Source organism: Geobacillus sp. BMUD, assembly GCF_013096845.1.
Taxonomy (GTDB): Bacteria; Bacillota; Bacilli; order Bacillales; family Anoxybacillaceae; genus Geobacillus; species Geobacillus vulcani.
The window spans coordinates 56,798-70,410 of sequence record NZ_SDLA01000010.1 but is presented as its reverse complement, the minus strand read 5'-3'; the positions used below and the strand labels follow the sequence as shown (position 1 = coordinate 70,410).

Annotated in this window: 12 protein-coding genes; 8 read left to right on the top strand and 4 right to left on the bottom strand. The window is 47.3% G+C overall.

Annotated features, from left to right (window positions below; genetic code table 11):
• Positions 1-8: 8 nt before the first annotated feature.
• From ETC05_RS12050 to ETC05_RS12035, 4 genes are all read left to right on the top strand, one after another.
• Positions 9-491 (top strand): PH domain-containing protein, encoded by a 483-nt coding sequence (locus ETC05_RS12050; protein ID WP_031409570.1) that lies wholly within the window; start codon positions 9-11, stop codon positions 489-491.
• Positions 481-1,929, top strand: a complete 1,449-nt coding sequence (locus tag ETC05_RS12045; protein WP_171661085.1) for a PH domain-containing protein — start codon at positions 481-483, stop codon at positions 1,927-1,929. The genes ETC05_RS12050 and ETC05_RS12045 overlap by 11 nt, the downstream gene beginning before the upstream one ends.
• A complete protein-coding gene (locus tag ETC05_RS12040) occupies positions 1,926-2,081 on the top strand; it encodes a hypothetical protein (RefSeq protein ID WP_156961399.1) in 156 nt (51 codons plus the stop codon). Before ETC05_RS12045 ends, ETC05_RS12040 begins: the two co-directional genes overlap by 4 nt.
• A 255-nt stretch (positions 2,082-2,336) precedes the next feature.
• Positions 2,337-3,545 carry a DNA polymerase IV gene (locus ETC05_RS12035; protein WP_171661084.1) on the top strand — a complete coding sequence of 403 codons (1,209 nt, stop codon included), beginning with the start codon at positions 2,337-2,339 and terminating at the stop codon, positions 3,543-3,545.
• Positions 3,546-3,631: 86 nt separating this feature from the next.
• Here ETC05_RS12035 and ETC05_RS12030 read toward each other — a convergent pair whose 3' ends face one another.
• Positions 3,632-5,488, bottom strand: a complete 1,857-nt coding sequence (locus ETC05_RS12030; RefSeq protein WP_171661083.1) for a hypothetical protein — start codon at positions 5,486-5,488, stop codon at positions 3,632-3,634.
• Between the two features lie 199 nt (positions 5,489-5,687).
• Between ETC05_RS12030 and ETC05_RS12025 the strand changes: the two genes are divergently transcribed.
• Together ETC05_RS12025 and ETC05_RS12020 are read left to right on the top strand one after the other, a co-directional pair.
• On the top strand, positions 5,688-6,326 hold the full coding sequence (locus ETC05_RS12025) for a BMQ_0737 family morphogenetic spore coat protein (RefSeq protein ID WP_171661082.1): 639 nt from the start codon (positions 5,688-5,690) through the stop codon (positions 6,324-6,326).
• A 169-nt stretch (positions 6,327-6,495) separates the two neighbouring features.
• The gene (locus ETC05_RS12020) at positions 6,496-7,071 is read left to right on the top strand and encodes a hypothetical protein (RefSeq protein ID WP_171661081.1); all 576 of its coding nucleotides are present in this window, start codon (positions 6,496-6,498) and stop codon (positions 7,069-7,071) included.
• 141 nt (positions 7,072-7,212) lie between these two features.
• Here the strand turns inward: ETC05_RS12020 and ETC05_RS12015 are convergent, their stop codons facing one another.
• Positions 7,213-7,692 carry a hypothetical protein gene (locus ETC05_RS12015; RefSeq protein ID WP_171661080.1) on the bottom strand — a complete coding sequence of 160 codons (480 nt, stop codon included), beginning with the start codon at positions 7,690-7,692 and terminating at the stop codon, positions 7,213-7,215.
• Positions 7,693-8,056: 364 nt separating this feature from the next.
• On the opposite strand from ETC05_RS12015, the gene ETC05_RS12010 reads away from it, so the two are divergent.
• On the top strand, positions 8,057-9,226 hold the full coding sequence (locus ETC05_RS12010; protein ID WP_051870823.1) for a hypothetical protein: 1,170 nt from the start codon (positions 8,057-8,059) through the stop codon (positions 9,224-9,226).
• 46 nt (positions 9,227-9,272) lie between these two features.
• Complete coding sequence (locus tag ETC05_RS12005) at positions 9,273-9,941, top strand: hypothetical protein (protein WP_031409553.1); 669 nt, start codon at positions 9,273-9,275, stop codon at positions 9,939-9,941.
• Positions 9,942-10,215: 274 nt separating this feature from the next.
• Here ETC05_RS12005 and ETC05_RS12000 read toward each other — a convergent pair whose 3' ends face one another.
• Entirely contained in the window at positions 10,216-11,562 is a 1,347-nt protein-coding gene (locus ETC05_RS12000; protein WP_171661079.1) for an arsenic transporter, read from the bottom strand.
• A 622-nt stretch (positions 11,563-12,184) separates the two neighbouring features.
• Entirely contained in the window at positions 12,185-13,483 is a 1,299-nt protein-coding gene (speD, locus tag ETC05_RS11995) for an adenosylmethionine decarboxylase (protein ID WP_171661078.1), read from the bottom strand.
• Between the last annotated feature and the right edge of the window lie 130 nt (positions 13,484-13,613).

Below are 13,613 nucleotides of genomic sequence, written 5' to 3'. Positions count from 1 at the left end.
TTGGTAAGATGCTTGCCAACAGCGGTAAACCGATTTCGGAAAAAGCCATCACCGTGTGGCGTTGGACCGGAGCGTTGTGGGCATTGGTTTCCGGCGCCGTCATTGTTGGAATGGCGTGGGTGCTGGCGCGCTTTCATGCCCCGAAATGGTGTTTGGGGATGTTAGCCTGCATCTGGTTGATCGAAGTGGTCCTATGGGTGGGATGGGTGCCTGTGCTTCGCCAGCGCCGTTGGCGTTACGCCATTCGCGAAGAAGAAATCGACATCCAGCGCGGGGTCTGGTCGACGAAGCGAACGCTCATTCCGATGACCCGCGTTCAGTATGTCGATGTGCGGCAAGGCCCGCTCCTGAAGCGGTATGGATTGGCTTCCATCGCTGTGTTTACGGCCGCGGCTGCTCATGAGATTCCCGCGCTGCCGGCGGACGAAGCCGAACAGCTTTGCCGTTTGATCGCCGAGTGGGCGAAGGTGGCGGATGACAATGACGCGTAAAGCAAAACGCCGCCTCCATCCGATTGCCATTATGGCCGGGGTGGGAAAAGAATTGAAAAATATGATCGCCCCTCTTCTTGTCATCGTGGCAGCCGGCAGTCGCCATGGGTTTTCATGGAACGATATTCTTGTGCCGTTGGCCGCTCTCATCTACACGCTCGTCATGGGCGTTCTTTCTTGGGTTCGTTTTACATATGAGTGGGATGACAGTTGCTTGGTCGTTGAAGAAGGCGTGTTTGTTCGCAAAAAACGTTCCATTCCGTTGGAGCGCATTCATGGAATTTCCATAACGGAAGGAATCTGGCAGCGCATCGCTGGGGTGGTTCAAGTACACGTAGAAACGCCGGGGAATGTTCCGGGAGAAGCGGAGGTCATTCTTCGCGCCATCGCCCGAAAAGAAGCTCGCGCTCTGCAACAATGCGTGGAACGAGCGAAAAACAGGAATGGACACGTCAATGAGCCGGAAGCAGCCGCCCATCGTTCGCTGTCCCCGTTGTTTACGTTAACGATGAAAGAAATTTGGATCGCCTCATTGACAAGCGGAGGGGCGCTCGGCGTGGTCGCCGCTTTATGTGCGTTTTTGTCGCAATTTAGCGACTTCATTCCGTATGAGGCGCTTGTCCGTGATATTCAGTCGACATGGAACGGACACGGACGGCGGTATATTGCTCTATTGATCTTGTCGATTCTCTTGGCCGCCTATGGGGTAGCCATCGTGCAAAATATGATCCGGTACGCTTCGTTTGTCGTGCGGAAACAAGAAGATACCATTGTGATTGCTCGCGGATGGTTGGAACGAAAAGCAGTGTCCGTCCCTGTTGACCGCGTCCAAGGTGTCGTCATTCATGAGAGTTGGCTGCGACGTTTTTTCGGATACGCCTCTGTGTCCATTATTCATGCCGGCGGGGCGCTTGATGGCGGACCATCAGGGGAAGTCGTTCTTTGTCCGCTGGTCAAAAAGCATCGCATCGTACCGATTGTTCAGGCTTGTTTGCCCGAGTATCGCCTCGATGTGCCGTTTTGTCCGCTTCCTCAGCGGGCAAAAAATCGATATATGCTTCGCCCGCTTTATTGGTTGACGATTCCGGTTGGAGTTGCCGCGTATATGGAGCGTCCATGGGGAGCGGGACTTTTGCTTGTGCTGCCGCTCGCCGCGTGGATCGGGGCGCGGCGCTACCGAGCCGCCGGCTGGGCGCTTTCCTCGAAGCAGCTGTCTCTCCGCAGCGGCTGGTTTCGGCGAACGACCGCGCATTTGTTAAAGCGTCACGTCCAATCGTTGGAAATCGCAACGACATGGTGGCAAAGAAAAAAACGGTTGGCGACGATCTCGGCTTCCGTCATGCCGGTCGGCACCTACTCCCGTGTCGTGGATGTGGATGAAAGAGATGCGGATTTGATCTATCGCTGGCTGCAAGGAGAAAGGAGCAACGAAACGTGATGAAAGCCTTTCTTCATGCGTTCATTTTTGCGTTTGGGCCCATTTTGCGGCAGCGTGCATTTTCGTATCATGGGTTTGGTTTGTGGGGCTGTCCCTCACCGGAAGAATGGTTGGCCGCCTTGATGGCAGCGGGAGAGGGCTGCGGTGGATGAACCGGATTTCCGCGCTCATAATCTGGGGAGTGGCCGGATATATGCTCGTTGGGTTATTTCACGGCTAGGCATCCTGCGCCTGCATGGTGTTTCCTCTGCATGGCTGGCAGAGGAAACTGTGAACATTCTAACCTCCTAAACCGACCCCGTTGGGCGCCAAAAGACTTTCCGCTTGTAGAAAAAGGGACTGTTTCTGGCGAACAAATGATCTGGTACAATAGAAACGAAGAAAACAGAAAAAGAAGGGGAAAGGACATGGCAACAGAACATGAATTCCGCGGACGGATCATTTTTCACGTCGACTGCAATTCGTTTTTCGCCAGCTGCGAGATCGCCCGCGACCCGTCGCTCCGGGAAAAGCCGGTGGTCGTAGCGGGGGACCCGAAAGAGCGAAAAGGGATCGTGCTGGCGGCGAACTATGTGGCAAAGCAACAGTTTGGCATCTACACGACGATGCCGCTCTGGGAAGCGAAAAAACGCTGTCCAGCGCTTGTCGTGCGCCCGCCGGATTTCACCTTTTACCGCGAGGTGAGCCGCCGCATGTTCCAATGGCTCGAGCGTTTCTCGCCTGTTTTGGAGCGCGCCTCGATCGATGAAGGCTATTTGGACATGACTGGCCGGACGCCAACGGTTCATCCGCCCGCGTTGGCGCGCCATATCCAGCAGGAACTGCTCGAGCGGTTGTCGATTCCGGTGAGCATCGGCATCGCCCCGAACAAATTTTTGGCAAAAATGGCGAGTGAGATGAAAAAGCCGCTTGGCATCAGCGTGCTGCGCAAACGAGACGTTCCGACCACGCTATGGCCGCTTCCAGTCGAACAGATGCATGGCGTCGGCGATAAAACGGCCGAAAAATTGTATACCCTAGGCCTTTATACGATTGGCGATGTGGCGAAGGCTGATCGGGCGTTGCTTGAGCAGGTGTTGGGCGTCTATGGCCCGCGCTTGCAGGAGCGGGCGAACGGCATCGACCCGCGTCCGGTTGATCCAGCAGCGGGGGAAAAGCGAAAATCGATTGGACACTCAACAACGCTGCCGTACGATATTGAGGAAGAACAGAAACTGCTCGCTGTCTTGCGCCAACTGGCCGAATCGGTCGGCGCCCGGATGAACGAAAAGCGGGTCGTCTCGCGGACCGTTCAGTTGACGATCCGCTACCACGACTTTCACACGATTACTCGCAGCCAAACGGAGGCAGAGCCGCTTCAAAAGGCGGAAGATCTCTTTTCTGTAGCGGCGCGATTGCTGAAAAAGCATTGGGACGGCCGTCCGGTGCGGCTTCTTGGCGTCGCTGCGCTTCATGTGTTTGACCGGGCAGGGGCGGTGAAGCAGCTCGATTTGTTTCATTATGAAGAGGACGCGAAAATGGAGACGCTTTGGAAAACGGTGGAACAGCTGCGGGAGAGATTCGGTGATCGTGCCTTGCAAATGGGCGTTGAGTTGCCGCGCGGCGTTCATTCATGACCCCTGTTGACTCATGGAAAAGGGAAGGGCGATGTTTTGGGGGTAAAGTAGAAGAGGCGGGGGAGTGTCCCAGCCTCTCATCTTAGCTATTGCAATATTTTAGCCTTTTTGAGCAAGGATAAAAAGCGCCATTTGTTACTTTTGATGTCTTCTTCATTTAGCTGTTCGTTCTCGTCAGCGATACTCTCCTGTGAAGCCGCTTCGATGTTAGGGAGAGGATCGCTTGGGAGGCGAGAATCGGCGCTTGTATGGACGAGCCCGACTGACTCTTTTGCTGAAAAAGCGGATGCATGCACGCTATTGGGATTAGGTTCCGGTTCAGCGATAGGATCGGCCGATTGATTTGGCCATAGGTTGGGCTCATTTTGATTGTTTTTGAATCCTTCCCGTGATTCGACTTCTTGATGGTGTGTCCGTCTTTCTTCCGGTTGTGTTTGGATAGTTGCAATGTTTTTTTCTGCTTGGTTTTCGTTTTCTTCATTATTGATTCGGAGTCTGACGCTGGCGGGTTTCAAGTCATCCGGCTGCCCTTCTTCCCATTCCGATGAAGCCTCCTCTTGGATCATCACATCGTTGAGTTCCCAGACAGGCTCGATCCAATTCTGATCATCAATGAAAAAGTAGCGGGCCAGATATTCATGAAGTGTATCGATGGATGATACTGCTAAGATGGCTGGATTGGAAGACTTGTCATCATCCTCTTCCGACGGTTTCTGCCGAGAGGGCTGGCGATGGTGATGGGAAGGATGGGATTCAATGCGCACCCGTTTGATCTGACTCGATTTCTGAGGGGATAGATGGGCCGTTGGCGTATGGAGTAAATGATGCTCTTTCTTTTTTGTAGGTGAGACAACGATTTGTTGTTTCGTTTCATCAATGAATTCCTGCAATTTTAAAAAACTGTTGGCTGTTGACATAGGATTTTCTACATTCTTCCTAACGGCTGTCTGTTTCTGAAAGTCGGACGTTTTCATTGGCTTCTCATCACGGGGTGCTTCATGTTGGGACATAAGCAAGTGCACTACTTGCGATAACAAAGCCTTTAATTCATCCATTTCTTTGTCCGAAGACTCTTTGATATTCAGGCTCCATTTTTCTGTAAGATCGGAAATTTGTTTGGATAGGTGTTCGATTTCCTTCGAGAAGCGGGAGGTCTTTTCTAGAATGGATTCCAGTTCAACTTCTTGATTTAAAATATGTTTTTGTAACACCAGAAGGTCTTTTTGCTCCTCTCGCGCCAGTTCAGACAATTTTTCCTCGATGCTGTGCAGTTTCTTGATTAATGTGCGCACTTCCTCTTTTAGTTCATCTGTTTCGCGTTTTTGCGTGAACCAGGCTTTTTTTAGTTCTTCAACGTCTCGCCAAATTTTATCGTTGTTTTCTTTCAAAAAACCGTAATCTGTTTCCATCGTCTCGATCCTTTCTATGCAAGATGTAAATGATTGTAAGGTGGATTGGAACGAAAGACATTCCTCTACCCATGAGCGTTGGGCAGAGAGTTCATGTTCAAGCGACCGCTGTTGTTCCTCCATGCTGGTTTTTTCCTTTTCCCATTCGGTTTGTTTTTGTCTCAACACTTCTGCCTCTGCCATTAAAGATTCCATTTTTTGTTCATAAGCTTGGGCCTGTTTGTGCAAGTGCGCTTTCTCTTCTCTTAATTGTCCCACTTCATCGCGCAATGAGCGGTTTTCTTGCTCTAGTCTTTCCAACGCGGTCGAGAGCCGTTCGATCTCGGCGTTTTGCATGGATAGTGCATCCTGATAATACTGGCATTTCTCGTGAAGCTGGTTATTTTCTATTATGAGTTGGTTGATTTGCTCGTTCAGGCGGTCGAGTTGTTGATTCGATCCTAGTGAAGCGAGCAGGGTTTTGTATTTTCCTAGTTCAGATTTTAGGTGAATGATTTTTTGTTCTAATTGAAGGGTTTTATCCTCTCTGCCCATCCCTTCACCTCCTTTCCCCTTCTATTTTTTGGGAAAATTGCCCGTTCCTTAATCAATTATATGCAAAACAGCCCTAATGATGACATAATGACTTTTGGGTTATAATTGAATAAATGGGCTATAATACCATAACAATATTTATTTGGAAACATACTATAGAGTAGCCTGAAAAAAATGAATGAAAGGAAGGTTATTGTGTATGCCCATTAATTTAGAGCAATTTGCTCAACAATTTGATCGCGAATGTATCCAAGTTTGTAAGGTATATGACTGGACGACACACGTCGTGCAACTCACTCAAGATATTACCTTTACTTTCCCAGTTGGTTCGTTGACTGGTATTACTGTTTCTCAGGTGAACTGTTCCCTAACCCTCTTAGAATGTACGGAAGATGCCCCACGACGCGATATTGAGTGTGTGGTGGGGGATCAAACGGTCACATTGCAGGCGGTTACATTAAGCAAAACCATTCAGGTTGTTTTAGAAGTGGTGGGAACCAATGCGGCTGGCACTCAAGTCACCGTGTTAAGCAACCCCGCATTGATCACGACCAGCGAAGAAGTGATCCTTTGTGCTCCAGAAGGCACAACGGTGTGTTGCAATGCTACGCAAAATACATTTAATATTTGCCGTGTCGGTGCCTTTACCCAAAATGGAGATGCCATTACAGCCACTATTTCAGTAAGAATTTGCCAAAGTATTGTAGTGACCTTTGAAGTCATTTTAGAAGTCGCCGCAAGATTCTGCCAGCCTCGTCCGGAAATCATCTGCGAAGAAGAATGTCCTGTGGATGTCTTCCCGCCGCAATGCCCAGCTGTCTTTCCAACGATGATGTAAACAGATGGTTTCTTTTGTCCCACAAAAAAGAGGAGATCACTCCTCTTTTTTTATACATATAACATTAGTAAAAGAATCGTTACACACAAAAAGTTTCATGATCCATTTTTGCTCTCCATTTAGGCATGGGAATAGGCAGTGTACACATTGATAGAAAAGGGGGAATAAGATGAGCAGTCTAGCGGACATGGAAAGTAAAATCCAGGCCATCGAGAAGGAGCTCCACATTGTCAAACAAGCGTTAAAAGAGATGAAAAGTTTGCCTCAACAGAACAAGCATGATGGAATTCAAGCCATTTGTTATTTCACTTATTCATTATTGCTTCCGAAAGCAAAGGGACATAAAGGGACGGTCGCGGCGAACTTCATTATTCGCAATATGGGTTCGAACCCGTTGGACCATCCTTTCATCTGCTTACGGGTCACCCCAAAAGAACGCATCGCTTTGTCAGCAAAATTAGGGGATGGGATTCAGTATGACCAACGTATTAATCCATTAGTAATGGAGTCGTGGAACTATATGAGCGAACAAGCGGAGCAAATGGGGGAAGAGAAAGGGGAGTTTTGGTTAAAGCCGGTTCGAGTATCACGAATTGAACCAGGACAAAGCCTTTCATTTTCCAATTTCCAATTCCAATTCGAAATGGGGGAAGAACAAATGACCTACAAAATGGAAGGATTCTTCTTCTGCCAACAGTTTCCCCAAGGGGTTCGAGCATTGAATCATATTATCATTCATCTTTGACTTGATCCATCTTACACGGCAGGGCCGATTTTGCCACCATGACTGATTCGTGTTCCACAAATTGTTCGGAGCAATAAAGCAAAATCAAGCTGACTCAATGATGGTTGGTATGTCTGTCATTGAGTCAGCCCTTTTGATTCGTTACGCGTTTCTGACGACAAGAGCATTCAAGGCGCGAGTTTCAGCTGTGATGCTGCTTAACAAAGTCGATAGAATTGCACCGTTCGTTTCAATAACAATACGATACACATGCGTGCCCACGCCTGGTACATCGACCCATGTCAAGTTCGGGAACAGCGTCGTGGTGGCGGCAGCTGCTAATACAGGAAGCAGAGATTCGACATCAAGCGATGCAATGGGCGTAAAAGCTCCGCCGTTCGTTGAACGTTCTAAGCGATACGTGATGCCTGTCAAGGTTGCACCGGTTAGTATCAATACGGCCAATTCCAATTCAACCATTGAATCAAGCTTGACAAGATCACCATTCAAGGTAGTAATCGGCTGTAAACGAAGCACTTCCGTGACGGCTGTTCCTGTTAAGGGGATGGTAATGGGCAAATCTGTTGAAGACTGCGTAAAAAACAACTGCGGGAATAACCCACCATTGCACACACAAACCATTCATCTATCATCCTTTCCCAATAGTTTATATTTGGTACTAATGTATTAAATGATCATTTATGGAAAAATGATTCGGATGAATAACTATTTTTCGACCTATTTCCTGTAAATGGGAGAATAACCAATTAGACGAGAAGATGAATGAACGCGAACGAGAGGCTCTGATCTTTTGAACCCGTATTCAAAGAAATCAAGAACTGTCTCCTGGCTTGGCTGCATCAGCAAGACCGATTCCCGGGGAACAACGTTGGGGGCTTATTTGTTCATATTAGGCGATGGACCTATGCATAATGTTTACAGGATACGTATATATACAGTATGAACACCCCTTATGGATAAAAAGACAGGGAGGCGTTATTGAGATATGACGTTATATGGCATGAATGACCATTCCATCCCTTCGCGCTCCAACGATGAATTGGCGCCGTTAATTGGGAAGACAGTCACCATTTATCGTGGAGGTCCGGAATCCAAAACCGGTAAATTGCTTGATGTCCAATCCGACTATCTTTCTCTTATGGACGGGTCATCCGTCATTTATTATGCGCTGCACCATGTTCAAAGCATCACCGAAAACGCCAAACAGAATTCGATCCCTTCTGTTTCCGATTTGGCCAACCCGTCCGATACGGAGATCCCCGCGGGATTCAGCTGCTTTCATGAACTGTTACAACATTTGGTCGATGCTTATATTCAGGTCAATCAAGGTGGTCCTGAATCCAAACAAGGCACATTATTAGGCGTTAATGACGACCATATTGTCCTGTTCACCCGGGATGATGGGGTTGTGTTTTATCATCTTCAACATATTAAAAGTATCAGCCTGCCTATCAAACGTGAAGAAACCGCACCAGAAGCCGGCTCATCAGCAAATGAAGCGGTGGACAACGTCTCTCCATCATCGGCAGATGATGTTTCTCCATCACCAGAGGACACCTCTACACATCAGGAAACGCTCTCTCCTCCTCCATATGTCAACGCGCAAAATTTGTCAGATTTATTGGCCCATTTAACGCATACATGGGTGGCCATAAACCGAGGAGGACCTGAAGCGATTGAAGGGATTCTTGTTCCCGGCGGCAGCGGATATTATACGATTGTCAATGGAAATGAAATTATTCGAGTTCATCCTCATCACATCAAAAGCATCAGCTGCGGCCCCAAGGGAGCATTTCAAGCGGTGACGGCGGGAGAACGCCAAGGAGACGGCGAGAACCAGGGAGAACAAAAACAGCAGGAGCCGCAAGCATCCCATCAGGAGAAAAAAGGGGAAAAGGAAGACGAACAGCACAAGAAGGAGAAAGAAAAGAAAAAGAAGGGGGAGGAAAAGGCCAAAGACGACAAGAAAACAGATTCCGCTGAGACAAAAGAAGAGAAGAGTGAAAAGGAGAAAAAAGGAAAGGAAGAAAACCACAAGATAAAAAAACACGAGGAAGACAAGAATAAAGAGAAAAAAGGCGACCCTCATGAAAAATCAAAGAAAAAAGATGAGGAGAAGCCGAAAAAAGAGGATCAAAACCACAAACATGACTAACGTGCAACAGGCGGAATTCACCTGAAATCAAAAAGGATGAGAGGCAATGGATCCATTAAAAACACTGTTAGGAAAACATGTGAAAATGGAGATTTCCGGGGGGACAACGGTTCAAGGGGTTCTTGTCGACTTTGGGTTGGATATTGTGGTGATCTATACAGGAAAAGAATATTTGTATGTCCCCCATTTGCATATTCATTACATTAAACGCCACACCGATCCCTCTTTCGAAATCGCTAGTCCTTTTCCAGAAGTCCCGTTGCAGGAAGAATCGGGAATCTCTTATCGAAAAACGTTATTAAATGCCAAAGGTCGATTTGTTGAAATTTATGTCATTGGAAATAAATCAATCCATGGCTATATTACCAATGTGTTCAATGATTACTTCGTTTTTTATTCACCGGTTTATAAAGCCATGCTCATTTCGCTGAATCATTTAAAATGGTTGACTCCTTACCAGAAAAATATCACGCCTTACACATTAGGAAACGATGTGCTGCCGGTGCAGCCAACTTCGCTTTCACTGCAACGGTCCTTGGAGGAACAGCTCAAAAAGATGGAAGGACAATTAGTCATTTTCGATTTGGGTGATCACCCGATGAAAATCGGCCTGTTAAAGCGCGTACAAAACAATATTGCCGAACTTGTCACAGCGGGTGGAGATTCGATTTATTGGAAGGTGATTCATTTAAAGACCGTCCATTCTCCATCTTGACCCCCTCCTTATGGTTTCTTCGTTTAAGGAGGGCGGGTTTTCTCGATCAGGATGATCCATAAAGAAGGAGGACGCAGCAAGAGAATGGAGCGAACAAGGCTGTACAATGAACCGGAGATTTACATGCGCATCACCGACTTTCTCCCTATTCCAAACAGAAATGGGTTTACAGGATGGCGCGTGGCACATTCGACTGAGCAGCGTTTCACTACTGTGTTGGTATGCAAAAAATCCCTCCTAGCGTCATGAAGCAAAGGAGGGATTTTTTATGGGTTTACATAAATAGAATGGAAATCCAACTATACAGCATGGCCAGCGTAAAGACAACAGTCAGTGGAATAACGAGCAAAGTAATTCTGATATAGGCTGTCCATGAAACGGGACAGCGATGTTGATGTAAAATATGCATCCATAGCAAGGTAGCGAGCGTTCCCGTCGGCAAGAGGAGCGAACCGATATCGCTGCCGATGATCATGGAGGCGTAAGCGGCCTTGGCAATAAGCGGATCTATGTTCATTTCTGTCAACGCCAAGGTTCCAATCATGAGGGCAGGATGGTTATTAAATAGATTGGATAAAACAGACAGCATCGATCCCATGACAAACATCGATGAAAACATATCCGACGCATGCAATCCCGACAGCTTTGTCACATAATGGCTCAACCCGATGTGGTTCAGGCCGTAAATGATGACATACATCCCGAAAGCAAACATAAGAATGTGCCAAGGTGCTTTTCTTAATACATCGTATGGGCTCATCTTTAAAGCATACCACCGCCATCCTAATAGTACACATGATCCTGTGAGCGCGACCACTTCAATGGGAATATGCATGTATGAAGCGGCAAACAGGCTCAACCGGATGGTTAGCACGAACAGAAGAATCATCTTCATTTTGTTTTCCGATACTTTCATCTCATCGTAGGCGGAACGGTTCTGCAAAGGATGATGAAAAAACGAGAGGGGAGTAATAGGAACCGCCATTGGTGGCAATGTTTTCGGGATATCGTGATAAAAAACGAGAAACAACAACCCCAGCAAAAACAACAGCCCAAGCACTGAGGGAACAAACATCATCGCTGTCTGCATGTATAAGTTCATATCGATGATTTTTAATGAAATTAAATTGACCATGTTACTTACGCCGATCGGGGCGCTCGAGGCGGTGGCAATCAACGCCCCGCTGATGAGATACGGTAATTTCTGATGTTTTTTCAGCTGAAAGCTGTTTAAAAGCAACAGTAAAATCGGCGTCGTGATCATGATGCTGCCGTCATTGTTAAAAAAAAGCGTCATCAGAAAACAAAGAGCGTTGGTGTACCAAAATAACCGAATCCCTGACCCATTGGAACGCTGGGCAAGAAGAGAGGCAATCCAATGAAAAAAACCGATGCTTTCGAGCACAAGTGCCATGACAAGAGTTGAAATGATGGTCATGGCCGCCCCGCTTACTTTGATGCTAATATCCATGAGATGAGACGCGTTCACCGCTCCGCTGGCGATGACGATTAGCGCACCGATGGTTGCGGGAATGGCCTCATTCATTCCTTTAGGGCGCCAGTAAATGAGCATGATCGTAAAGAAAAAGGCAAAGAGGACCATAGCTGATGTAATAGACATCACTCCTTTCGCGTTTTTCCGATTTCTTTTGTTCCGTTCATCTCTTTCCATTGTCTATATATGTCTATATAGCTTGTTTGTACTGTATATATATGTGTCCTAAAATCATCTTGTCCTGTGCTATTCGTGCAATTTCTGCAAAATCCGCATTTGTTCGCCATAGATGATCGTCCAAAAGGGAAATGGATGCACGGGAGAAAGGCGGCGGGGTTATTCCGAGCATTGGATGACCAACATTTCCCAGCAAGCAATAGAGCCTGCATGAATATGAGCTGACAAAGGAAAAGTGCAGTAAAACAAGAGGCAAATGTCTCGGCAGGTCATATGCCTGTTCATGTTTTCTGTCCATACGTTAGAAGGACGCATCGAAGCCTCGTCTGAACCAAAAAAGGCGTGAAAAAACGGGGCGTGTGCGCATCCATGACCGATATGAAACGGTGTTATGATCTTTCCATGAACCCTGTCAGATGTTAGAGTACAAAGCCCGTGTAATGTAAATATAGGTAAAAGTGATGGTCGTTGATTCCAATCTGGAGAGAGCGCTTTAACAAAAAAAAGGCGGCAGGCTGATCCCGTGCCGCATTTTTTTCTAATCGGCCGCATTATGCGGCCGATATGGAGGCTATGCATACTCCTGATGAAATACATGGTGCAAGATGGAATGTTGCTTGGAATTGACAAAAGCCATTTTTTTCTTTTCCAGAATATTAGGAGGAAACTCTAATAATGTCTTCAGATCAGCCGGCAAGGTAGGGCAAGATATTGGTGGGCGCTGATGTTTCCACGAAATAGAAGCGTTGGCCCCGATATGGAACCCCCAATCTCCAAAGGAGGGAACAATCGTATGGTAACTAAGGATTTGAAATCCTGCGCTTTCGATGGTTTTCCCTATGCTCCAAAAGACGATAGGCGTATCTTCAGGAGAAGAAGATTGACAGACAAACACCCCTTCTTCAGCGAGAGAATCACGCAACAGGGTGTAAAATTCGGTTGTATACAAATCGCTGGTTGTTGGATCGGTCGGATCTGGAAAATCAATGATAATGATGGGGTACGGGGCGGGACGGGAAGCAAGAAAGTCGACTGCGTTCTGAGGATGAATGGTGACACGGCGGTCATGGAGTGAGTATTGGTTCAAATCCGCTAAACGTTTGACATGCTTCGCCGCATGCAATACAAAAGGGTCTAAATCAACAAGGTCAACATGTTTGACATCGTCGTATTTGAGCACCTCTCTGAGCGCCAAACCGTCGCCGCCACCTAAAATGAGCACCCGTTCGCGATTCGGAGCGAAAGTGAAGATAGGATGAACAAGCGCCTCATGGTAAATCCGTTCATCGAGAGAGCTGAACTGCAGCTGCTCGTCTAAGTACATTCTGACATCCGTTGCTTCAATTAGGTGGATGTGTTGAAAGGCGCTTTTTTCTTGGAACAAGCTTGTATGTGGGTGACGCAGCAGTTCTTTCAGCCCAATTTGGTCCCACTTGTCCCCGCGGGCAATGGCACTGCCATGTTGTGTATGCAGGGCAGGCCTGGGATCAAAAGAGTTCACTTCCTTGCCGCAAATCAGTTGGGGTGTTGCTCTTCCCCGTGGGACAGCGTAAATGACGGCTCTTTTTGCTCCGATTCCTTTTAACAGACACTCCACTTGGTCCGTTGGGTCGTGTTCCCCGCATGTGTAGAAATCGAATGACGCATACCGTTCCTCCGGCCATGTGTGCACGGAAAGATGGGAAGTGGATAAGACGAGCATGCCGGTGATTCCTTGTGGTTGGAATGGATGAAAATACGAATACAACACGGTCATGCCCGCTTCTTGTGCCGCTTTGGCAAGCAATTGTTCCAAGTGGACAATATGATTGAGCCGAGCAGGATCGCACTCAAAGGCATCAATGATGATGTGCTTTCCTTCAATATTCAATTCGCTCTCATCCCTTTCTGTATGGTTTGATTTATCTTATTGAATTGTGTTTAGAATAGCTTGTACGATTGCCCTTGCCCATGTGTCATTGTGTCGGCTCTTGAAAAAGGGGGGTCGTTCATAGACAGCG

Bases quoted from the DNA above. Each gene is read 5' to 3' on its own strand.
- ETC05_RS12000 (WP_171661079.1), bottom strand. From the start codon at position 11,562: ATGTCTATTACATCAGCTATGGTCCTCTTTGCCTTTTTCTTTACGATC.
- ETC05_RS12010 (WP_051870823.1), top strand. From the start codon at position 8,057: ATGACGTTATATGGCATGAATGACCATTCCATCCCTTCGCGCTCCAAC.
- ETC05_RS12005 (WP_031409553.1), top strand. From the start codon at position 9,273: ATGGATCCATTAAAAACACTGTTAGGAAAACATGTGAAAATGGAGATT.
- ETC05_RS12030 (WP_171661083.1), bottom strand. From the start codon at position 5,488: ATGGGCAGAGAGGATAAAACCCTTCAATTAGAACAAAAAATCATTCAC.
- ETC05_RS12045 (WP_171661085.1), top strand. From the start codon at position 481: ATGACGCGTAAAGCAAAACGCCGCCTCCATCCGATTGCCATTATGGCC.
- ETC05_RS12020 (WP_171661081.1), top strand. From the start codon at position 6,496: ATGAGCAGTCTAGCGGACATGGAAAGTAAAATCCAGGCCATCGAGAAG.
- ETC05_RS12025 (WP_171661082.1), top strand. From the start codon at position 5,688: ATGCCCATTAATTTAGAGCAATTTGCTCAACAATTTGATCGCGAATGT.
- ETC05_RS12015 (WP_171661080.1), bottom strand. From the start codon at position 7,692: ATGGTTTGTGTGTGCAATGGTGGGTTATTCCCGCAGTTGTTTTTTACG.
- ETC05_RS12050 (WP_031409570.1), top strand. From the start codon at position 9: ATGCTTGCCAACAGCGGTAAACCGATTTCGGAAAAAGCCATCACCGTG.
- ETC05_RS12035 (WP_171661084.1), top strand. From the start codon at position 2,337: ATGGCAACAGAACATGAATTCCGCGGACGGATCATTTTTCACGTCGAC.